At 72.8% G+C, this 21,986-nt stretch carries 16 protein-coding genes; 5 read left to right on the top strand and 11 right to left on the bottom strand.

Annotation, left to right across the window (positions count from 1 at the left end; all coding sequences use genetic code 11):
* Positions 1 to 55 precede the first annotated feature (55 nt).
* Positions 56 to 844 carry a transcriptional repressor LexA gene (lexA, locus tag ABT129_RS18455; protein WP_209497163.1) on the top strand — a complete coding sequence of 263 codons (789 nt, stop codon included), beginning with the start codon at positions 56 to 58 and terminating at the stop codon, positions 842 to 844.
* A gap of 111 nt (positions 845 to 955) precedes the next feature.
* On the opposite strand, the gene ABT129_RS18450 is transcribed toward lexA, so the two are convergent.
* From ABT129_RS18450 to ABT129_RS18430, 5 genes are all read right to left on the bottom strand, one after another.
* A complete protein-coding gene (locus ABT129_RS18450; protein WP_351902068.1) occupies positions 956 to 2,929 on the bottom strand; it encodes an ATP-dependent DNA helicase in 1,974 nt (657 codons plus the stop codon).
* A 50-nt stretch (positions 2,930 to 2,979) separates the two neighbouring features.
* Positions 2,980 to 4,794 (bottom strand): IucA/IucC family protein, encoded by a 1,815-nt coding sequence (locus ABT129_RS18445; protein ID WP_351902186.1) that lies wholly within the window; start codon positions 4,792 to 4,794, stop codon positions 2,980 to 2,982.
* A gap of 100 nt (positions 4,795 to 4,894) precedes the next feature.
* Positions 4,895 to 5,581, bottom strand: a complete 687-nt coding sequence (locus ABT129_RS18440; protein WP_351902066.1) for a GNAT family N-acetyltransferase — start codon at positions 5,579 to 5,581, stop codon at positions 4,895 to 4,897.
* Positions 5,582 to 5,636: 55 nt separating this feature from the next.
* Complete coding sequence (locus tag ABT129_RS18435) at positions 5,637 to 7,964, bottom strand: IucA/IucC family protein (protein WP_351902183.1); 2,328 nt, start codon at positions 7,962 to 7,964, stop codon at positions 5,637 to 5,639.
* A 46-nt stretch (positions 7,965 to 8,010) separates the two neighbouring features.
* On the bottom strand, positions 8,011 to 9,498 hold the full coding sequence (locus ABT129_RS18430; protein WP_502981805.1) for a diaminobutyrate--2-oxoglutarate transaminase family protein: 1,488 nt from the start codon (positions 9,496 to 9,498) through the stop codon (positions 8,011 to 8,013).
* 625 nt (positions 9,499 to 10,123) lie between these two features.
* Between ABT129_RS18430 and ABT129_RS18425 the strand changes: the two genes are divergently transcribed.
* Together ABT129_RS18425 and ABT129_RS18420 are read left to right on the top strand one after the other, a co-directional pair.
* Positions 10,124 to 11,302, top strand: a complete 1,179-nt coding sequence (locus ABT129_RS18425; RefSeq protein ID WP_351902064.1) for a trypsin-like serine peptidase — start codon at positions 10,124 to 10,126, stop codon at positions 11,300 to 11,302.
* Between the two features lie 234 nt (positions 11,303 to 11,536).
* Positions 11,537 to 12,703, top strand: a complete 1,167-nt coding sequence (locus tag ABT129_RS18420; RefSeq protein WP_351902062.1) for a trypsin-like serine peptidase — start codon at positions 11,537 to 11,539, stop codon at positions 12,701 to 12,703.
* An 80-nt stretch (positions 12,704 to 12,783) separates the two neighbouring features.
* Here the strand turns inward: ABT129_RS18420 and hflX are convergent, their stop codons facing one another.
* The 6 genes from hflX to miaA all read right to left on the bottom strand — a co-directional run bounded on the left by hflX (position 12,784) and on the right by miaA (position 20,974).
* Positions 12,784 to 14,277: a GTPase HflX gene (gene hflX, locus ABT129_RS18415; protein WP_351902060.1), complete on the bottom strand. Its 1,494-nt coding sequence runs from the start codon at positions 14,275 to 14,277 to the stop codon at positions 12,784 to 12,786.
* A 161-nt stretch (positions 14,278 to 14,438) separates the two neighbouring features.
* Positions 14,439 to 15,929, bottom strand: a complete 1,491-nt coding sequence (locus ABT129_RS18410; protein WP_351902058.1) for a M1 family metallopeptidase — start codon at positions 15,927 to 15,929, stop codon at positions 14,439 to 14,441.
* 137 nt (positions 15,930 to 16,066) lie between these two features.
* Positions 16,067 to 18,238, bottom strand: a complete 2,172-nt coding sequence (locus ABT129_RS18405; protein WP_351902056.1) for a RelA/SpoT family protein — start codon at positions 18,236 to 18,238, stop codon at positions 16,067 to 16,069.
* A 203-nt stretch (positions 18,239 to 18,441) separates the two neighbouring features.
* Positions 18,442 to 19,311, bottom strand: coding sequence for a diaminopimelate epimerase (gene dapF / locus ABT129_RS18400; protein WP_351902054.1), 870 nt, complete (start codon positions 19,309 to 19,311; stop codon positions 18,442 to 18,444).
* Between the two features lie 112 nt (positions 19,312 to 19,423).
* The gene (locus tag ABT129_RS18395; RefSeq protein ID WP_351902177.1) at positions 19,424 to 19,927 is read right to left on the bottom strand and encodes a hypothetical protein; all 504 of its coding nucleotides are present in this window, start codon (positions 19,925 to 19,927) and stop codon (positions 19,424 to 19,426) included.
* Between the two features lie 108 nt (positions 19,928 to 20,035).
* Positions 20,036 to 20,974, bottom strand: coding sequence for a tRNA (adenosine(37)-N6)-dimethylallyltransferase MiaA (miaA, locus tag ABT129_RS18390; RefSeq protein ID WP_351902052.1), 939 nt, complete (start codon positions 20,972 to 20,974; stop codon positions 20,036 to 20,038).
* A 178-nt stretch (positions 20,975 to 21,152) separates the two neighbouring features.
* Between miaA and ABT129_RS18385 the strand changes: the two genes are divergently transcribed.
* Both ABT129_RS18385 and ABT129_RS18380 read left to right on the top strand, forming a co-directional pair.
* Positions 21,153 to 21,482 carry a hypothetical protein gene (locus ABT129_RS18385; RefSeq protein ID WP_351902050.1) on the top strand — a complete coding sequence of 110 codons (330 nt, stop codon included), beginning with the start codon at positions 21,153 to 21,155 and terminating at the stop codon, positions 21,480 to 21,482.
* A gap of 70 nt (positions 21,483 to 21,552) precedes the next feature.
* Complete coding sequence (locus tag ABT129_RS18380) at positions 21,553 to 21,918, top strand: antitoxin (RefSeq protein WP_351902048.1); 366 nt, start codon at positions 21,553 to 21,555, stop codon at positions 21,916 to 21,918.
* Positions 21,919 to 21,986: the final 68 nt, after the last annotated feature.

Genomic DNA, 21,986 nt, shown 5'->3' with positions numbered 1-21,986 from the left:
CGAAAGCCACTACCGTTGTGCCAGCCAGGGAGACCATTCGAGAGGGGCCGACGACGTGACCACCACCGCAGACAGTGCCACCATCACCGCCCAGGACCGCTCCCAGGGCCGACTCGAGCCGGTACACGCCATGAATGACACAAGCATGAACGGCGAGGAGCCCGGGCGACCCGCCCGCGCCCTCCCCGGGCGACCTCCAGGCATCCGAGCCGACAGTTCCGGTCTCACCGACCGGCAGCGCAGGGTCATCGAAGTCATCCGCGACTCGGTCCAGCGACGCGGCTACCCGCCGTCGATGCGCGAGATCGGGCAGGCGGTCGGCCTCTCCAGCACGTCCTCGGTCGCGCACCAGCTCATGGCGCTCGAGCGCAAGGGCTTCCTCCGCCGCGACCCGCACCGCCCCCGGGCGTACGAGGTCCGCGGCTCCGACCAGCCCAGCACCCAGCCGACGGACACCACGGGCAAGCCCGCCGCGTCCTACGTGCCGCTGGTCGGCCGGATCGCGGCCGGCGGCCCGATCCTGGCGGAGGAGTCCGTCGAGGACGTCTTCCCCCTCCCCCGGCAGCTGGTCGGCGACGGCGAGCTGTTCGTCCTCAAGGTCGTCGGCGACTCGATGATCGAGGCCGCCATCTGTGACGGGGACTGGGTCACCGTCCGCCGGCAGCCGGTCGCGGAGAACGGCGACATCGTGGCGGCCATGCTGGACGGCGAGGCCACGGTGAAGCGCTTCAAGCGCGAGGACGGTCACGTCTGGCTGCTCCCGCACAACGCCGCGTACCAGCCGATCCCCGGCGACGAGGCCACCATCCTCGGCAAGGTCGTGGCGGTACTCCGGCGGGTGTGACCACCTCGCCGGCTCTGACCGGGCCCCGGAACCCACTGCGCCGGTTCCGGGGCCCTGCCGTGTCCGGAGGGACTCGGGGAGAACCCGGGCCCCCACACTCCACGGTGAAGCTCAGCCGCCGGCGGCCTTGGACGCCGCGTCGATGGCCGCGAGTGATTTCCGTACCTGGTTGCGGTCGGTCGTGTACCAGAAATCGGGCAGCGAGGCCTTGAGATAGCTGCCGTACCGGGCCGTGGCCAGCCGAGGGTCGAGGACCGCCACGACACCCCGGTCACCCGTGGCCCGCACCAGGCGGCCCGCTCCCTGCGCCATCAGCAGGGCCGCGTGGGTCGCCGCGACCGCCATGAAGCCGTTGCCCCCGGCCTCCTCGACCGCCTTCTGCCGGGCGCTCATCAGCGGGTCGTCCGGGCGAGGGAACGGGATCTTGTCCATGACGACCAGCTGACAGCTGGCTCCCGGAACGTCCACGCCCTGCCAGAGCGACAGCGTGCCGAAGAGACAGGTCTGCGGATCGGCCGCGAAGTTCTTGATCAGCTCGCCGAGCGTGTCCTCGCCCTGCAGCAGGATCGGGAGCTCCGGGACCCGGGTCCGCAGCTCCTCCGCCGCCTGCTGCGCCGCACGCATCGACGAGAACAGCCCGAGGGTCCGTCCGCCGGCCGACTGCATCAGCTCCGTCAGCTCGTCGAGCATGTCGCCCCGGTCCCCGTCGCGGGCGGGGCGGGAGAGGTGCTTGGCGACGTAGAGGATGCCCTGTCTGGGGTAGTCGAACGGGGAGCCGACGTCGATGCCCTTCCAGACGGGCAGGTCGTCGCCCGTGGTGCCCTCCGGAGCGAGACCGAGCGAGGCACCGACGCCGTTGAAGTCGCCGCCCAGCTTGAGCGTCGCCGAGGCCAGCACCACGGACCGCTCGGTGAACAGCTTCTCCCGCAGCAGCCCCGAGACGGTGAGCGGCGCGACCCGCACCGACGCCCCGAAACGGTCGTGACGCTCGTACCAGACGACGTCGTACTCCGAACCCTGCGTGATCCGCTCCGCGACACCGTGGACGGACTCCACGGAGGCCATGGCCTGCTTGCGTACGGCGTCCTCGTCCTGCACGGACCGGTCCCGCGTGGAGCCCAGGGCCGTGATCACCGCACGGGCCGCGTCCCGCAGCGCCATCAGCGCGTACGCGAGGTCCTCCGGGATCTCCTCCAGGCGCCCCGGCAGGGCCAGCTCCATCACGCGCTCGAAGCCCTCGGCGGCCGTCTGCAGCTGGTCGGCGACCTTCTCGTCGACCAGCTTCGCGGACCGGCGCACGGCACGGTTCACCTGGCCGGGGGTGAGTTCGCCGGTGGCGACCCCGGTGACCCGGGAGACCAGCTCGTGCGCCTCGTCGACGATCAGCACCTCGTGCTGCGGAAGGACCGGGGCGCCCTCGATGGCGTCGATGGCGAGGAGCGCGTGGTTGGTGACGACGACGTCGGCGAGCTTGGCGCGCTCACGCGCCGCCTCGGCAAAGCACTCCGGGCCGTACGCGCACTTGCTCGCGCCCAGGCACTCCCGGGAGGAGACGGAGACCTGGGCCCAGGCCTTGTCCGAGACGCCCGGTGTCAGGTCGTCCCGGTCGCCGGTCTCCGTCTCGTCCGACCAGTCCCGGAGCCGCATCAGGTCCTGGCCCAGCTTGCTCGTGGGCGCGGCCGCCTCGAAGGGGTCGAAGAGGCCGTCCTCCTCGTCCTGCGGCACTCCTTCGTGGAGCCGGTGCAGGCAGAGGTAGTTCGAACGGCCCTTGAGCATGGCGAACTGCGGACGGCGGCGCAGCTGCGGATGCAGCGCGTCCACGGTCCGCGGCAGGTCGCGCTCGACGAGCTGGCGCTGCAGCGCCAGGGTGGCCGTGGCCACCACCACCCGCTCCCCCTGGGCCAGCGCCGGCACCAGGTAGCCGAGCGACTTGCCCGTGCCGGTGCCGGCCTGGACGAGGAGGTGGGAGTTGTCGTCGATGGCCTCGGCCACGGCCTCGGCCATGGTGACCTGGCCGGGCCGCTCCGTGCCGCCGACGGCGGAGACGGCGGCGTGGAGGAGGTCGGGGAGGGATGGCTTCGTCATAGCCCCACAAGCCTACGGGGCACCACTGACAGTCCGGACCCGCGCGGGCGTCACGCGAGCGGGTTGGGAACGGTCCCGTGGACGGCCGCGTGCGGGCGCTCGGGGCGGTCCCGGTAGCCGTCCAGGTGCAGACGGTTCCGGTTGAGACAGAGCCGTTCGATCCGGGGGGTGAGGAGATCGAAGAGTTCGAACCGTTCCTTCAGCTCGGGGAAGCCTGCCTGGTGCCGGAGGATCTCCGCACGCACGAGGGACCAGAAGTCCGTCTCGGGAACTCCTAGTTGTTCCTCGCAGAGCGGTGCCAGATAGCGGAAGACGCCGACGAAGAGCCCCGAATGGATGAACTGGACGAGGAAGTCGGGCTCCTCGGTCAGGAGGACCGCGCGGACGTCGTCCGGCAGGGTGTCGTGCTCGGGAAGCGGCTGGGCGCTGATGTTGACGTCGTCGACGAAGTCCTTGATCGCCAGGCGTACGGGAACGTCCTGACCGTCGTAGACGACGATCGCGTTCTCGCCGTGCGGGGAGAAGACCGTGCCGTACCGGTAGAGGAAGTGCAGCAGCGGGGGCAGCAGGGCGGCGAAGAGGTGCTGGAGCCAGACGGCGGGGGCGAGTCCGGAACGCTCGACGAGTTCGGCGACGAAGGCCCGCCCGGCGGGGTCGACGTGGAGCAGGGAGGCGAGGGTGCGGGCCCGCTCGCCCGGAGGCAGTCGCAGCGGCTCCCGCCAGATCGCGCCGAGGAGTTCCTTGTACTGGTACGGGACTTCGGGCAGCCGGTCGTACAGAGGGTGCTCGACGGCGACGGAGGCGACTTCGCCGAGGAGGATCACCCCGCACTCGTCCCGCAGGAACGGGTCGGCGTCACGCAGGCCGTGGACCCATGCCGTGACCGCGGGCGCGGCCAGGGTCCGCTCGGTGGGCAGACCGCGCCAGACCAGGGTGTTGAGCACCGAGAGCGGGAGCTTGACGGTGTGCCGGTCGGGGCGGCTGGTGTTGAGGAAGGTACGGACCGACTGCTGCGGCAGTCTGAGGTCGCCGTCGGCGGTGAGTGGGACGACGGTCCCGGCGGCGACGGCCGGAGCGTAGAGCGGGAGCAGGACCTCGTCCCACTGCCAGGGGTGGACGGGCAGCAGGAGGTAGCCGTCGGGTTCGAGGCCGCGGGCGGTCAGTTCGGCGCGGAAGGCCGTGTGGACCTCTGGGTCGAGCTCCTGGGCGTAGAGACGGTCGGGGGTGCCGAGGCCGGCCACGCCGCGGTAGGCGGCGAGTCGGTTGCTGACGGCGATCCACGGCAGCCGGGTGGCACGTCGGGCCTCGGGTGCCCACCGGGCCGCGTCGGTGGCGGAGAAGCCGATGCGGCCCTTGTTGAGGACGAGCCAGGGGTGACCCGTCTGGTGGCCTTCGAGTTCCGCGTAGGAGAGGTCGGCCAGCCGGGCGGCGGTGAGGGCCGTGTGGTCGAGGCGGGCGTCGGCGGCGAGGGTCGCGGAGAGCTCGCGGATGAGGTGGCCGAGGGTGGCGCCGTCGAGCTGGAGGAGACCGCGGGCACGGACGAGGAAGTCGAGGGGGTCGGTCATGGGCCGGCCGTCGAGGGTGACCGAGTCGGCGGCGACGTGCCACCCGTCGTAGGCACCTCGGCGGGCACGGAAGGCGAGGGCGGTGCCGTCGTCGAGCCGCAGGACGTGGAGATCGGGATCCTCCTCGCCGGCCGGGACGGGCTCGACGATCTCCTCGTAGGCGAACTCGGCGAGGGCCTTGGCGAGCAGGCGGGAGGAGGCCCGGGTCCAGGCGGCGGCGTTCAGCTCGGGGGGCGCGAGCAGCTCGGGCGACGCGTTCGGATCGGCCGTGGGAGAGAGGACGGGAGGCGTGAGGGGCATGGGCTGTGCGGAGTCGTGGGGTGCAGGGGACATCGACACGAGGACTCCTCGAAGTGGGAACCGGTGTGGGGCGAGCGGTGTATAGAAGACAGAGGGTTGTTCACAGAACGTGACGGAGGGCGCGGTCACGCAGCATGAGCGCCGCTCGTTTGTCGGGGAGGTCGACTTCCGCCGCATAGCGGAAGCCGCCGCCGAGGAAGGCCGAGACGGAGGGGGTGTTACGGATGTCGGGTTCGGCGACGACGCGGGTACAGCGGGGACGGTGGTCGAGGACGAGATCGGCGACGGCGCGCAGCAGTGTGGTGCCGACGCCGCGGCCACGGTCCGTGACGCCTCCGATCAGCAGATGGATACCGGTGTCGTGGGGGCGCGACGGATAGTGCCGGGCGAGCGGATCGAGGTCGGCGCGGTAGATCTCGAAGTAGCTCATCGGTGTGGCGTCGAGCACGCCCAGACAGGGGACGCTGCGGCCGTCGCCTTCGAGTTGGGCGCGAAGGTGCTCGGCGGTCACGGTCTCGGGTCCGGAGAGCTCCCAGAAGGCGGCGACTGCGGGGTCGTTCATCCATCGGGTGAGGAGCGGCAGATCCCGTTCGATCCGTACGGGGACGAGCCGGAAGGTTCCGACCGCGGTGTCGGCCGGCGCCCACGAGGCCACGGAGTCCAGCAGGGAGCCGTCGGCGAGGTCGTCGTCGGGGTGACCGCGTTCGAGGAGGGCGACGAGTTCGTCGAGCCTCAGGTCGAGGGTGTCGTCGCCGGGCGGTTCTGCCGGGGGGCGGTGGGGTGACACGGTGTCGCTCTCCTCTCGGCGGTGCGGTCTGGACGTGGGTACCCGAGAGCCGGACTCAGGTACGGAGGGGGTTGGTGACGGTGACGTAGACGGACTGGGTGTCGACGGGCCCGACGAGCTCGTCCAGGCCGTGCAGGCGGGTGAGGAGGTTGGCCTTGCTGCGCAGGGTCGCGGCCTCCAGGAGCCGGTGCGGCAGGGGTGAGCCGAGGCTGGTGGCGGAGGCGAGGAAGCTGCGGAGCGCGGCGAGCAGGACGCGCTCGTCGGCGAGGTGCTGGGCGCCGAAGGCGCCGATCAGGCCGAGGATGTTGTTGATGCCGAGGTAGTAGGCGAAACGCTCGTCGGTGACCTGGTCGGAGACGAAGGTGTCGCTGTGGGCGCCGATGCCGGGGAGGCGGCTCTCCAGCTCGCTCCTGCGGGACTCGCGGAAGTAGTAGCCCTGGTTGTCGCGGTAGCGGCCGCCGACCGGCCAGCCGTCCGGGTCGAGGAGCACCAGGGTGTTCTGCTGGTGGGCCTCCAGGGCGATGCCGGCGTGGCCGTCGAGCCAGAGGACGGGGCGGACGACCTGGTCGAGGTAGCGGAGGAACCACTCGGCGGAGACGGCCGTGGTGGGGCGGCCGGTGCGGGCGGCGAGGCGGCCGATGACGTCGGCGAGCCGGGAGCGCATGGCGGTGGTCCCGGGCCAGGGACGGGGAGCGGTGAGGGAGGCGATGCAGACGGCGTCGTCGCCGGGCCCGAAGGGGTTGTGGCGGATCATGACGTCGAGTCCGGGGACAGGGGTGTCGTCCGGGGAGTCGACGGCGAGCCAGGCGGGATCGCGGACGATGTCGAAGCCCGGGTGGGCGGCCTGCCACTCGTCGACGAGGCCGGTACGGAGCAGCCGGTGGACCTCGACACCGCGGTGGAGCTCCTTGCGGAGGTTCTCACGGCGCGAGTTGGTGATGCGCAGCCCGAGGGAGAGCTTGAGCATGGCCCGCGCGCCGGGACGGTGCACGGTACGGACGGAGGAGGTGGGGTGCCAGGGGCTGCCGTGGAGCCCGAGGTCGTGGAGGAGACCCGCGTCGAGGAAGGCGCGGATGTCGGGGCGGTGCAGGAGCTCACGGGCCTGCCAGGGATGGACGGGGAGGGGCACGGTGCCCACGGGGGTCGGCAGCCCCTCGGCGAGACCGGAGACGAGTTGTTCCGCGGTGACGGGACGGCCCTGTTCCGTCCACGCGGAGTCGGACGCCAGGAGAGAGGAATCGACGGCGATCCAGTGAAGGGGGAAGGAGCCCTGCAGTTCGGGTGAGTAGAGCCGGGCCTCGGCCTCGGAGAGGCCTTCGCGGCTCTTGGGGGTGGGGTGGAGCGGGTGGCCGAGCAGCAGGGACTGTTCGGCGGCGAGGAAGAGATCCGCGTCCGGGTGCGGCTGGGGCCGGTGGCGGCGCTCGGCGAGGAAGTCCGCGGTGCGGCGGGCGGAGTCGGCGACCCGGCCGACGAGGTCGGTGCCCCCGGAGCGGCCGGTCTCCCGGCTGAGCAGCGCGGCCACGGTCACGGCGTCGACGGCGGGAGCCGTGACCGGGAGGCCTTCGAGGGCGGGGGCGCCGAACCGGTGCCATCCGGTGGCCGACCAGTAGCGGACGGGGACGAGGAGGGCGGTGCCGCTGGCTTCGAGGGGGATGCGCAGGGTGGTGGAGCCGGGGGCGGGCAGGTTCTTCTCCCGGACCCAGCAGCGGAGCAGGTTCTCGACGGCGGCCGAGTCCGCGGCGCGCTGCGGGTCCGGGTCGTCCAGCGGGTCGCCGACGGCCGGGCGGTGCGGCCGGGGGTCGTACGGGCCGGCGTGCTGACGGGGGACGGTGCGCTCGGCGACACCGGGTTCCGGGGCGGCGGGACCGGTGACGCCGGGGTTGGTCACGCCGTCCCTGGTGACGCCGGAGGCGGGGGTGCCGAGGCCGGCGGTGCCGGAGGTGGTCGTCCCGAGATCGGAGGCGCCAAGGCTGGTGGCGCCGAGGCCGGTCGTCCCGAGCCCGGTCGTCCCGAGGCCGGAGGCGGCGGCCCCGAGCCCGGTGGTGTGCGAGGCCGGGGTGAGGGGGGCGCGGGTGGGGGTGACCGGGGGCTCGGAGGCGGCGAACCCGGAAGCGGGAAGCGTGGAGGCGGTGGTCTCGGAGGCGGGTCCGGCGGCGGTGGGAGTCTCGGTGCCGCGCGCCTCGGAGGCGGATCCCGCTGAGGTGGGTGTTTCGGTGCCGCGCGCCTCGGAGGGCGGGCGGTGGAGCGTGGTCTCGGAGGGCGGGCGGTGAGCGGTGGTCTCGGGGAGCAGGAGGTGGGGGGTGGCCTCGGGGGTGGATGCCTGGGAGGCGAGTCGGTCGACGCTGAGGGGGGCCTCGGTCTCGGGTGCGGGAGAGGGGGGCATGGCGTTCACGGGGGCTTCCTTGGGGTGGGGCCGGGGGCGGTCCGGGTCAGTGGGACGGCCCGGGGGCGGTCCGGGGGGCCGTGGCCCGGCGGGCGGCGGGCAGCTGGGGGGTGTGGGCCCGTTCGGCCGCGGCAAGGGCGTCGGCGAAGCGGTCCAGGACGGCGGTGGCCTGCTCGTCGGTGAGGGTGAGCGGGGGCAGGAGCCGGACCACCGCGGAATGGCGGCCGCCGAGTTCGACGATGAGCCCGCGGGCGAGGCACTCCTGCTGGACGGTGAGGGCCAGCGCGGGAGCGGCCGGAGGCGCGGGGTCGTCCGGTCCTGCGGCGTCGGGGTCGACGAGTTCGACACCGATCATGAGGCCCCGGCCGCGGACGTCGCCGACGCAGGGGTGGGCGGCGGCGAGACCGCGGAGTTGGCCGAGGATGCGGTCGCCCAGGACGCCGGCCCGTTCGGCGAGCTTGTTCTCGCGGACGTAGGCGAGGGTGGCCGTGCCCGCCGCCATGGCGAGCTGGTTGCCGCGGAAGGTGCCGGCGTGGGCGCCGGGTTCCCAGGCGTCGAGTTCGGCTCTGTAGACGATGACCGCGAGGGGGAGGGAGCCGCCGATGGCCTTGGAGAGGACCATCACGTCGGGTACGACGCCGCTGTGCTCGACGGCCCAGAAGGCGCCGGTGCGGCCCACCCCGGTCTGGACCTCGTCCACGACCAGGGGGATGGAGCGGTCGGCGGTGATCCGGCGCATCCGGCGCATCCAGTCGTCGGGCGCGGGGATGACCCCGCCCTCGCCCTGGACTGCTTCGACGATCATTCCGGCGGGGGTGGTGACGCCGCTCTTGGGGTCGTCGAGGAGGTTCTCGGTCCAGCGGGCGGCGAGTTGGGCGCCGCGGTCGCCGCCGACGCCGAAGGGGCAGCGGTACTGCTGCGGGTAGGGCAGCCGGGTGACGCGGACGTCGGTCGCCCCGCCGGAGGCGTCGAGGGCGCCGGACGTCATGCCGTGGTAGGCGCCGGTGAAAGCGAGGAGGCCGCTGCGGCCGGTGGCGGTGCGGACGAGTTTGAGGGCCGCCTCCACGGCGTCCGTTCCGGCCGGACCGCAGAACTGGATGCGGGCGTTGTCGGCGAGTTCGCCCGGCAGGGTGGCGAACAGTTCGGAGGTGAAGGCGTCCTTGACGGGGGTGGCGAGGTCGAGGACGTGGAGCGGGGCGCCCGAGTCGAGGACCTTCTTGATGGCTTCCAGGACGACGGGGTGGTTGTGGCCGAGGGCGAGGGTCCCGGCGCCGGAGAGGCAGTCCAGATAGCGGCGGCCGTCGGCGCCCTCGATGGTCAGGCCTCGCGCGCGCACGGGGACGATCGGCAGGGACCGGGCGTAGGTGCGCGCGGCGGATTCACGGAGTGACTGGCGGCGCAGGATGCCCTCGTATCCACCGCTGCCGCCGACCTGTTCCGAAGCCCCTCGCCCCTGAGTGCCCCGTTCCGGAGCCTCTCGCCCCGGAGCCTCCCGGTCCTGAGCGCCTCGGTCATGAGCACCCCGGCCTGGCATACCCGCGCCCGGCGCTCCCCGATCCGGCACCACCTGGTCCGGCGTGCTCCGGCCCGGCACCACCTGGCCCGGCGCTCCCCGATCCGGCGCCACCTGTTCCGGCACCACCTGGCCCGGAGTGCTCCGGCCCGGCATGCCCTGGCCCGGCGTGTTTCGGTCCGGCGCGTCCAGGTTCGGGGTGTCTCGGAGGGGTGGGGTGTGCGTCCCGGTGCCGGGGGCGTCGGGCGGTCCGCCGGAGGGCCCGTCGGGCGTCCGGGGCTGCGTGCGCGCGGCCGGTGGGACGGCCGGAGCTGGTTCGGTCACGGCCACGGCTCGGTGTCCTCCCGCTGTAACAGTTGCGTTGCACCTCGGGGCGTCGTGGAGCCGCCGCAAGGGCCGCCCTGAACGCCACCGTTGTGTCCCCCGTACGTACCAACGACGCGAACTGCCGGGGATCACGGGCCGGAGGCAAGAACTTGGCGTGTCCCGGATCACGTCACGGCAACGACCGAACGAGGGCCGGAACCGCCGACCGGCCGCGTACCGTCCCCTCCGGCACCGGCATAGTGGGGGCCGTCGGCCGCTGTCCGCGCGGGCACGGCCGCTGTCCATGCACAAGTTGACGTAGTCCCAGGGGGATCACGAGATGCGATCGATTCGTCCGCTGCTGACGGCGGCTTCCGCCGTCGCGGCGCTGACGCTCACCGTCACGGCCTGTGGCCCGAGCGAGGAGAACGCGGGAGACAAGCCCAGCGCGCCCGCGACCGCCCAGAACCCGGCCGACAAGATCAAGATTCCGGAGGACCTGAAGGACCGCCTGAAGGAACACGGGATCGACGTCGACAAGTGGCGCGACGGCGAGTGGAGGAACTGGGACCGCGACAAGTGGCTGCGTGAGGCCAAGGACTTCGTCAACCCGATCATCGAGGACCTCTGGGACCCGGACCGGATGCGGGACGCCGAGCGTCCCGACAAGCCGGTCGAGGAGGAGGACATCTCGGGTGACGCCGGCGTGACGGATCCGACGCCGGTGCCGGTGCGGGCGAAGCCCGTGGCGCCGAAGTACCACGCGAACGCCCCGGAGTCCGGGAAGGTCTTCTTCGACGGCCCCGAGGGCTCGATGGTCTGCTCGGCCACGGTCGTGAAGGACCCGGCGCACCCGGGCAAGTCGAACATGGTGTGGACGGCCGGCCACTGCGTGCACAAGGGCAAGCAGGGCGGCTGGTACCGCAACATCGCGTTCGTGCCCTCGTACAACGACGCCTCGCTGTCCACCGCCGACCTGGAGAAGGCGACGCGGGAGCAGGTCGCCCCGTACGGCGTGTGGTGGGCGGACTGGGTCAAGACCTCCGACCAGTGGATCGCCGAGGGCGCGTCCACGGGTGGCGCGGGCGCTCCCTACGACTTCGCGGTCATCAAGGTGACCCCGGAGAAGGGCGGCTCGGGCAAGTCCCTGGAGGAGACCGTCGGTTCGGCGCTTCCGGTGGACTTCAACGCGCCGGCGGTGCCGAAGGTCGCGAGCCTGGAGGCGACCGGCTACCCGGCGGCGCCGCCGTTCGACGGTCAGAAGATGTTCCAGTGCGAGGACAAGCCGGGTCGGCTGTCCCTGAAGGCGGAGCAGCCGACGATGTACCGCATCGGCTGCTCGATGACCGGTGGTTCGTCCGGTGGCGGCTGGGTCGCCCAGGGCCGTGACGGCCGGCCGGCGCTGGTGTCGAACACCTCGATCGGCCCGTCGTCGGCGGGTTGGCTCGCCGGTCCGCGCCTCGGTCCCGAGGCCAAGGCCATGTTCGACGAGGTCAGCAAGAAGTACGCCGGGCAGTAGGCGCGGCGGGAGGCGGGACCCCACGGGTCCCGCCTCCTCCATGTCCGGGCCGGATACGCAGTCCGGGCCGGTTACGCAGTCCGGGCCGGATACGCCGCTGAGCCTCACCGGCGTCCGGACCGACCGGCATACTGTGCACCGCTAGTGACGCGTCCATGGCAACGTCAAGGTGAGATCGCGCCGGAGACGTGGCCGGTCCCGGGCGCGGGAATCATCTCAGGGGGAATTCACCACATGCGTTCCGCACGACTCATACCCGCCGCCCTCGGCGTGGCGACAGCGCTCGCGCTGACCGCCACGGCCTGCGGCCCCACCGAGACCCCGGCCTCCGACAAGCCGTCCGCCGGAGCCAGCAGCTCCGCGCCCGCCACCGACGGCGGAGGCTCCGACCTCACCCAGGACCTCGCCGACAAGCTCAAGAAGCGCGGCGTGGACCTGGAGAAGTGGAAGGACGGTGAGTGGAAGAACTGGGACACGAACACCTGGCTGCGTGAGGCCGAGGACTTCGTCAACCCGGTCATCGAAGGACTCTGGGACCCCGCGCGGATGCAGTCCGCCAAGAGCCCGGACCAGACGATCACCGCGCAGGCCGGAGGCAGCGGCACCGACCCGACGCCCCGCCCCGTCAAGGCGCAGCGCGAGAAGACGCCGTACCACCGCAACGCGGCCCCGGTCGGGAAGATCTTCTTCGACTCGCCCCAGGGCCACATGGTCTGCTCCGGCACCATCGTGAAGGACCCGCGGCGGCCCGGGAAGTCCAACCTGGTCTGGACGGCCGGCCACTGTGTCCACGCGGGCAAGAAGGGCGGCTGGTACCGCAACATCACCTTCGTCCCGGCCTTCAACGACCTGGGCAAGTCCCCCGCCGCGCTGAACAACGCGAAGCCGCACGAGGTCTACCCGTACGGCCAGTACTGGGCCGACTGGGCCGTGACCTCGGGTGAGTGGATCAAGTCCGGCGGCGGCAACCAGGCCTGGCCGTACGACTACGCCGTGCTGCACGTGCAGCCGCAGCGGGGCGGCAAGTCCCTGGAGGAGACGGTCGGCGCCGCGCTGCCGGTCGACTTCTCCGCGCCGGCTCCGGCGGCCTCCGGGACGGTGGGCGCCTGGGGATACCCGCAGGCACCCCCGTACAACGGTGTGATCATGCACAAGTGCCTGGACCGGGCGAAGCGGATGACCACGGCGCCCGCCACCCCGGTGATGTACCGGATCGGCTGCACGATGACCGCGGGTTCGTCCGGTGGCGGCTGGTTCCGGGTGCTGCCGAACGGGAAGACGGCGCTGGTGTCGAACACCTCGATCGGCCCGGCCGGCGGCAACGGCTGGCTCGCCGGACCGCAGCTGGGCCGGGGCGCCAAGGCGGCCCACGAGATGGTCAGCAAGAAGTACGCGCGCTGATCCGTCGCACCCCATGACGAAAGGCGTCGGCCCCCTCCCCGAGGGAGGGGCCGACGCCTTCGTCGTGCTCAGGAGCCGGGTCAGTGCGCGGCGGGAACGTACGGCGCGAGCATCGCCGCCAGCTCCTCGTGCACCCGGGCCTTGAGCAGGGTGCCCTCCGGGGTGTGCTCCTCGGACTCGACCTCGCCCTCGGCGTGCACCCGCGAGACCAGACCGCCGTGCGTGTACGGCACGAGGGCCTCCAGCTCGACCTCCGGGCGCGGCAGCTCACGGTCGATGAGCGCGAGCAGCTCCTCGATGCCCTGGCCCGAACGGGCCGAGACGACGAGGGAGTGCTTCTCCATCCGCAGCAGGCGCTGGAGCACCAGCGGGTCGGCCGCGTCCGCCTTGTTGATGATGACGATCTCCGGCACGTTCACCGCGCCGACGTCCCGGAAGACCTCGCGCACGGCGGCCAGCTGCTCCTCCGGCGCCGGGTGCGAGCCGTCCACCACGTGCAGGATGAGGTCGGAGTCGGCGACCTCCTCCATGGTGGAGCGGAACGCCTCGACCAGGTGGTGCGGCAGGTGCCGGACGAAGCCGACGGTGTCGGCCAGGGTGTAGACCCGGCCGGTGGGCGTCTCGGCCCGGCGGACGGTCGGGTCGAGCGTGGCGAACAGCGCGTTCTCCACGAGGACGCCCGCGCCGGTGAGCCGGTTGAGCAGGGACGACTTGCCGGCGTTGGTGTAGCCGGCGATGGCGACCGACGGCACCTTGTTGCGACGGCGCTCCTGCCGCTTGATGTCACGGCCGGTCTTCATCTCCGCGATCTCCCGGCGCATCTTCGCCATCTTCTCGCGGATACGGCGCCGGTCGGTCTCGATCTTGGTCTCACCGGGACCGCGGGTGGCCATGCCGCCACCGCCGCCGCCACCCATCTGACGGGAGAGCGACTGACCCCAGCCGCGCAGCCGCGGCAGCATGTACTGCATCTGCGCGAGCGCGACCTGCGCCTTGCCCTCTCGGGACTTGGCGTGCTGGGCGAAGATGTCGAGGATCAGGGCGGTCCGGTCGACCACCTTGACCTTGACGACGTCTTCGAGGGCGATGAGCTGGCCGGGGCTGAGCTCGCCGTCGCAGACGACGGTGTCGGCACCGGTCTCGACCACGATGTCGCGCAGTTCGCGCGCCTTGCCGGAGCCGATGAAGGTCGCCGGGTCCGGCTTGTCACGGCGCTGGATCACGCCGTCGAGCACGAGGGCGCCCGCCGTCTCGGCGAGGGCGGCGAGTTCCGCGAGGGAGTTCTCCGCGTCCTGGACGGTCCCCGAGGTCCACACACCGACCAGCACGACGCGCTCCAGGCGCAGCTGGCGGTACTCGACCTCGGTGACGTCCTCGAGCTCGGTGGAGAGGCCCACGACACGGCGCAGGGCCGCACGCTCGGAACGGTCGAACTGGTCGCCGTCCCGCTCTCCGTCGATCTCGTGGCTCCAGGCGACGTCCTCTTCCATCAGGGCATCGGCCCGAAGGCTCTCGGTACGGCTCGTCTCCGCGAAGCTCTGCTCGTCCTGGGAAGGGGAAGAAGAGGAGGTCATTTGATCCTTACGTCGAGTGCTCCACGTCGGTCGTCTCGATGAGGCGACGCGTACGGAGCGATGAGTCTTATGCCGTGGCAACGTGTGGGGGCTCGGGAAGATTCCCGGGCCACCGGCCGCGTCGCCGACCTGACGATGGTGACACGGCCCGGCGGGGCTCGTCACCCGGGTTTCGGGGCGGTCCCGGCGGCCTCGACCGGACGGCTGCGCCAGTCCGGGTGCCCGGGCATCGCCGGGGTCTTCGCCTCGTACAGCCACCCGCGGAAGAAGGCGGTGAGGTCCCGTCCGGCGATCTCGCCGGCCAGGGCCGTGAAGTCGGCGGTGGTGGCGGTGGAGTCCCGGTGGTCGGCGACCCAGCGGCGCTCCAGGCGCCGGAAGGCCTCGGTGCCGATCTCCTGGCGGAGCGCGTAGAGGACGAGGGCGCTGCCGTCGTAGACGACGGGCCGGAAGAGGCTGATCTTGTGCTCGGGCGAGGGCGGCTCGGGGGCGGCGGGCGGGCCGCCGTCGGCCCTCCACCCGTCGGAGGCGGCGTAGGCGGCCTTCATCCGCTTCTCCAGGGACCTGCCGGCGGTCTCCTCGGCGTACAGCGCCTCGTACCAGCTGGCGTGTCCCTCGTTGAGCCAGAGATCGGACCAGGTCCGGGGCGAGACGCTGTCGCCGAACCACTGGTGGGCCAGCTCGTGCACCATCACCGAGTCGACGTACCACTCCGGGTAGGCCGGCTCCGTGAAGAGGCGCCGTTCGAAGAGCGAGAGGGTCTGGGTCTCCAGCTCGAAGCCCGTCTCGGCGTCGGCGACGAGCACGCCGTACGTCTCGAAGGGGTACGGGCCGACCTGCCGCTCCATCCACTCCAGGTGTCCGGGCGTCCTGCGGAGCCAGGGCTCCATGAGCTCCCGGTCGGCGGTGCGCACCACGTCCCGTACGGGCAGGCCGTGCGGCCCCGTCCGGTGGACGACCGTGGAGCGGCCGATGGAGACCTGGGCGAGCTCGGTGGCCATGGGGTGGCGGGTGCGGTAGGTCCAGGTGGTGGTGGCGCCCCGGGTGGAGCGACCGGCGAGCAGGCCGTTGGCGACGGCCGTGAGCTCCTTGGGGGCGGTGACGCGGAAGGTGAAGTACGCCTTGTCCGCCGGGTGGTCGTTGGAGGGGAAGACGCGGTGGGCGGCGTCGGCCTGGTTGGCCATGGCGAGACCGTCGCCGGTACGGACCCAGCCGCCGGTGTCGGCCGGGCCGCTCGGGTCGCTGGTGTGGGTGACGGTGACCCGGATCCGCTCCCCCGCGTCGATCGGCACGGCGGGGGTGACGACCAGGTCCTCGCCGCTGCCGATGTACGTGGCGGGCAGGCCGTCGACGGTGACGGCGGAGACCGTCCCGTGGGTGAAGTCGAGGTTGAGCCGCTCCAGGTCGTCGGTGGCACGGGCGTCGATCCGGGTCACGGCGGCCAGCGGCTCGGTGTTGACCCCGGGGTAGGTGAGGTCGACGGTGTACGCGAGGACGTCGTAGCCGGGGTTGCCGAGGTGCGGGAAGAGCGGGTCCCCGATCCCGAGCGGAGGCGGGGCGGGCAGCGCGGCGGCGACGAGACCGGCCGAGGCGGCGACCAGGACGGCGGAGCGGAGCCACCGGGCGCGGGGCAGGGGGGTTCGGACGAGCGGCATGGGCCAGGCCTTTCCGGAGGACTGGCCCTACGGCTACCAGGGCTTCGTCCGCTCCCCCGGGCGGCGCGCTCGCCCGCCACCCGAAGGGGGCACGGCTCGGGTGGCGCCCGGCGGGACGCGGGGCGGGCCGGGGTGCGTCAGGCCCGGCGGGGCGCCCGGGGGGAGTGGGGGCGGGCGCGGCTCACGTCGTACACGCCGGGCACGTCCCGCATGGCCCGCATGAGGGCGGAGAGCCGGGCCACGTCGGGCAGGTGGAGGGTGTACGTGTGGCGGACCCGCTGCTCGCTCGGTGGCTCGACGGTCGCGGAGACGACGGCCGCTCCGGCGACGGCGATGGCCTCGGTGAGGTCGGCGAGGAGACCGGGCCGTCCGAAGGACTCGGCGACGAGGGTGACCCGGCCCTGTGCCGTGTCGCCCCAGCGGACGGCGACCGGCTCGCGGCCCAGCCCGCCCATGGTGTCGACGGCCGCGCAGCCCGTGCGGTGGACGGTGACCGACCCGCCGCGCACCCGGAAACCGGTGATCTCGTCCGGCGGTACGGGGGTGCAGCAGCCCGCCGGGCGGACGGCCGGACACGGCTCGCCCTCCAGCTCCGCGTGGAGGTCGGCCCCGGGGCGGCGCTCGGCGGTGACGTTGACCTGCGGGCGGGGGCCGGTGGTGGCGGCGGGGGGCGCGGCACTCTCCGGATGCGCCCGGAGCCAGCCGGTGATGGCGATCCGGGCCGCCGGGGTACGGGCGTGGTCGAGCCACTCCGGGGACGGTCCGGAGACGGTGTCCTGGGCGAGCAGCAGCTGGACGGTGTCCCCGTCGCGCAGGACGGTGCTCAGCGGGGCGAGGCGCCCGTTGACGCGCGCGCCGAGGCAGGCGTGGGCGGCTTCGCCGTGCTGGGCGTAGGCGGCGTCGACGCAGCTGGCCCCGGCGGGCAGGCTGATCGTGCCGGGGGCGCTGCCGTCGGCGCGGAAGACGGTGATCTCGTCGTCCTCGGCCAGGTCGGCGCGGAGCGAGGTCCAGAAGGTGTCCGGGTCGGGGGCGGCCTGCTGCCAGTCGAGGAGCCGGGAGAGCCAGCCGGGCCGGGTGGGGTCGACGCGCTCGCCGTCCTCGGAGGCGGGGGTGTCGGCCGGGGCGGGCTCCGCGGTGGTCGTGCTGTCCGTGCCGAGGGCGACGACTCCCGCCTCCGCGACCTTGTGCATCCGGTGGGTCCGGATGAGGACCTCGGCCACGGCGCCGTCGGGGGCCGCGATCGCCGTGTGCAGGGACTGGTACAGGTTGAACTTGGGTGCCGCGATGAAGTCCTTGAACTCGGAGATCACCGGGGTGAAGCAGGTGTGGAGCTCGCCGAGGACCCCGTAGCAGTCGGCGTCCTCGGCGACCAGGACGAGGAGCCGCCCGAAGTCGCAGCCGCGCAGCTCGCCGCGCTTCAGGCGGACCCGGTGCACGGAGACGAAGTGCCGGGGTCTGACGAGGACTTCGGCGCCGATGTCCGCCTCGCGCAGGACCGTCGCCACCTGCTCGGCGACGGCGTCGAGGGCGTCGCCCGCGTGCGGGTTGTCGGCGATCAGCGCCCGGGTGGTCTCGTACTCCTCGGGGTGGAGGATGGCGAAGACGAGGTCCTCCAGCTCGGTCTTGAGCGCCTGGACCCCGAGGCGTTCGGCGAGCGGGATGAGGACGTCCCGGGTGACCTTGGCGATCCTCGCCTGTTTCTCGGGCCGCATCACTCCGAGGGTGCGCATGTTGTGGAGCCGGTCGGCGAGTTTGATCGACATCACCCGCACGTCGTTGCCGGTGGCGACGAGCATCTTGCGGAAGGTCTCGGGCTCGGCGGCGGCGCCGTAGTCGATCTTCTCCACCTTGGTGACGCCGTCGACGAGGTAGGCGACCTCGTCGCCGAACTCCCGGTGCACCTGATCGAGCGTCACCTCGGTGTCCTCGACGGTGTCGTGGAGGAGGGAGGCGGTCAGGGTGGTGGTCTCCGCGCCGAGTTCGGCGAGGATGAGCGTCACCGCGAGGGGATGGGTGATGTACGGCTCGCCGCTCTTGCGGAACTGGCCCCGGTGCGAGGACTCGGCGAGCACATAGGCCCGGCGCAGCACCGAGAGGTCCGCCTCCGGATGGTGGGCCCGGTGCGCCTCGGCCACATGGCTGATGGCGTCGGGCAGCCGGTCCCGGGGCGCCGGTCCGGCGGTGGCGCCGAGCAGGGCCGCACGGCCGAGCCGGCGAAGGTCGATCCGGGCGCGTCCGCGTCTGCGGGCGGTCACATCGGTGACAACGGCTTCCGCCGCGCTCACGGGGTTGGTGGCCTCTGCGCTCATGGGGCACCTCCGGCAACGTCGACCGGCGGTGGGCGGGCCAGGCGTGCCCGGGGGGCCGGTGCTTGATGCTACCGACCCCACCACGTGGCGCAGTCACGCTCTCGCTCAGCGTGAATCGGATCACCCATTCGAGCGACAAATCAGTCGTTGACTGTTTCGATTTCGTCGCTTCCTTCGATTCGGCCCGGGCGGGCCGGCGCGCCTCAGCCGAGCCAGGCGGGGTCGACGGTGCCCTCGGCGACGATCACGGCGGGCCCCGTCATGTCGATCCGGCCGTCGGGGTGCTCGGTGATGAGCAGCGTCCCGCCGAGGACGTCGACGGTGTACGTGACGGGGGTGCCGGTCTCGGCGGGGTCGGCGCCGTCCCTGCGGGCGGTGGCGACGGCCACGGCGCACGCGCCGGTGCCGCAGGAGCGGGTCTCGGAGGCGCCGCGCTCGTGGACGCGCATCGCGACGTGGCGGGGGCCCCGGTCGGCGACGAACTCGATGTTCACGCCCTCCGGGTAGACCTCGGCCGGCGCGTACGGCGGCTCGGTGTAGAGGGTGCCCGCGTGGGCGAGGTCCTCGACGAAGGCGACCGCGTGCGGATTGCCCATGTTCACGTTCCGCGCGGGCCAGCTGCGGCCGTCGACCGTGACGGTCACCCCGGCCTCGGAGAGGACCGCGCGGCCCATGGCGACGGTGACGGAACCGTCCTTGTCGAGGTGGACGCGCTTGATCCCGCCGCGGGTGGCGACGGCGACCTCGCCCGCGGTGACGTGCCCGGCGTGCTCCAGGTAGCGGGCGAAGACCCGCACTCCGTTCCCGCACATCTCGGCGACCGAGCCGTCGGCATTGCGGTAGTCCATGAACCACTCGGCCTCGTCGGCCATGTGCCGCGCCTCGGGGTGGGCGGCGCTGCGCACGACGTGCAGCAGCCCGTCGCCGCCGATGCCGGCCCGCCGGTCGCAGAGCCGCGCGACGACCGCGGGCGGCAGGTCGACGGCGTTCTCCGCGTCGGGGACGATCACGAAGTCGTTCTCGGTGCCGTGGCCCTTGAGGAAGGGGAGCGGGGCGGTCTGCGTGCTGGTCACGAGATCAACTGTACGGGGTGGTGCCGACCGGGGGCCCGGTCGTCCACAGGGCGGTCGGTACGGGCCGGGGGCCGCGGACGGACGTCGGCCCGTGCCGCTCGGCGGAGGTCGCTCAGCGGAGACGGGCGACGCGCCAGACCGCCAGGGCGACCAGGGCCGCGATCGTTGTCACGTACAGGGCGAGGTACCGCCAGTTCGGGCGCTCGCCCGAGCCGCGCCGCGGGAGCCCCGGCCAGGTGTAGCCGACCTTGCGGGCGGCCATCACTCCCCAGCCGGCCGCGCAGGAGCTGATCAGCAGGCCGAGCATGGCGAGCACCGCGCCGCCGTCGCCCGAGCCGAAGGCGAGCGGGAAGGCGAACATTAGCGAACCGACGGCCGCCAGACCCACGATCGGGGCGAGCTGCCAGATCCTCAGCCTGCGCTGGGGACGCAGCTCGACCTCGACCTCGTCGGCGTCCACCTCGACGGCGGTGCCCACCGCGTCGTCGGGGCCGTCCGGGGTCAGCCCCGGGGCGCCGACCGGCAGGTCGTCGCCGGGCGGGCCGCCCGGTGTGTCACCCGTCGGGTCACCGAGCGCCGCCTGGTGCTGTTCCATGTCGCGAGGGCCGGCCTCCATCGCCACGCGCCCTCCCCACTCGGACTCCACTTGGTCGATCGATGCTCGATGATGGCACGCTCCTGACCGCCGAAATGACGGGCAGGGCGTCCCGATGCCATCACGTGATCAGGCTGTAACCGCTCGTTCGACCAACGAGAGCGCCTCTCCCGGGAGTTCCCCCCGGTGATCGGCGGCTCCGCTGAGCCAGTGGACGCGCGGGTCGCGGCGGAACCACGAGTCCTGGCGGCGGGCGAAGCGCTTGGTGGCGCGGACGGTCTCGGCGCGCGCCTCGTCCTCGGTGCACTCCCCCGCCAGCGCGGCGAGGACCTGCTGATAGCCGAGGGCGCGGGCCGCGGTGCGCCCCTCGCGCAGGCCCTGGGCCTCCAGCGCGCGGACCTCGTCCACGAGCCCGGCCTCCCACATCCGGTCCACGCGCGTGGTGATCCGCTCGTCCAGTTCGGGGCGGGCCACGTCGACGCCGATCTGCACGGTGTCGTAGACGGAGTCGGGACCCGGCAGGTTGGCGGTGAAGGGCTTGCCGGTGATCTCGATCACCTCCAGGGCGCGGACGATCCGGCGCCCGTTGCTGGGCAGGATCGCGCGGGCCGCCTCGGGGTCGGCGTCGGCGAGCCGGGCGTGCAGGACGCCGGAGCCGTGCTCCTCCAGTTCGGCCTCCAGGCGGGCCCGGACGGCGGGGTCGGTGCCGGGGAACTCCAGGGCGTCGACGGCCCCCCGGACGTAGAGCCCGGAACCGCCGACGAGGACCGGGGTGCGGCCGGCGGCGAGCAGCCGGTCGATCTCGGCGCGGGCGAGCCGCTGGTACTCGGCGACGCTGGCGGCCTCGGTCACGTCCCAGATGTCGAGGAGGTGGTGCGGGACGCCGCCCCGCTCCTCCCGCGTCAGCTTGGCGGTGCCGATGTCCATCCCCCGGTAGAGCTGCATCGAGTCTGCGTTGACGACCTCGCCCCCGAGCTGCTGGGCCAGGAATACACCCAGATCGGACTTTCCGGCCGCAGTGGGGCCGACGACGGCGATGACCCGCGGGGCGGGAGCTGCACTTCTCACCGCCCCAGTCTCGCAAACCTCCCGGCCCGTCCCCGAATGAGCTACGTGACGGGCCTCATCCACCTTCGTTGCCTGTTGCGAGGTTCCGGCCGTCGATCACCACGGAATCCCTCCCATCCACGTACGCTATGGAGTGAATATGGGCGTTTTTGCAGTGTTTCGCCGCAAGAAGAAGGATGTGACCCCGGCTTCCACCGCGGAGACCGCGACCGTCGTCCCCTCGGAGGACGACGCCGGCGGGCCCGGCTCTGACGCCCCGGCGGCGACGGTCCCGGCCCCCGCCGAGGCGGCGACGGCCGGGGACACGGCCAGGGTCACGGCGGTGGCGGCGGCGGACGGCGGGAACGAGGCCGCGAGCACGGACGTTGTGCAGGACGAGGACACGGAGGGTGTCGACGCGGACGAGGTGGTGGCCGGAGCGGTCGCCGCGGAGGCCGTGGAGATCCCGAAGCAGCAGTCTGCCGAGGCCGCCGCGGACAACGAGGCGGGCGAAGGCGCCCGTCGCTAGGCCCCCGGGGTCCTGGGGGCAGGACACGGAACTCGGACCCCACGGGGGGTCCGCGGAGGGAAGGTGCCCGATGGGTCTCCTGGATTCACTCAAGGCCAAGCTCGGCCCGGCCAAGGACAAGGTCGCGGACCTCGCGCAGCAGCACGGGGGGAAGATCGACGACGGCCTGGACAAGGCCGCGAAGCTGGTCGACGAGAAGACCAAGGGCAAGTACAGCGACAAGATCCAGTCCGGTACGGGCAAGGCCAAGGACGCCCTGGACAGGATCGGTCACAAGGACGACGGCACCCCCGGGACCGGTGGGACGCCCGGGACGCCCGGGACGCCCGGTGCGCCTGGTGCGACGGGAACCACTGGAACCAACGGCACCCCCGGTGCGCCCGGCACCCCCGGTGCGCCCGGGAGCGGTGGCACGACGCCGCCGCCCGCCGGCTGACCTCCGGCGTCACCACCCCGACAGTCCCCGCGCACGGCGGACGGCCGCGGAGCACCTCGCTCCGCGGC

It is taken from the genome of Streptomyces sp. NPDC002057 (assembly GCF_040296665.1).
Taxonomy (GTDB): Bacteria; Actinomycetota; Actinomycetes; order Streptomycetales; family Streptomycetaceae; genus Streptomyces.
The sequence above is the reverse complement of the archived record's forward strand: the minus strand, read 5'-3'. Positions and strand labels throughout refer to the sequence as shown.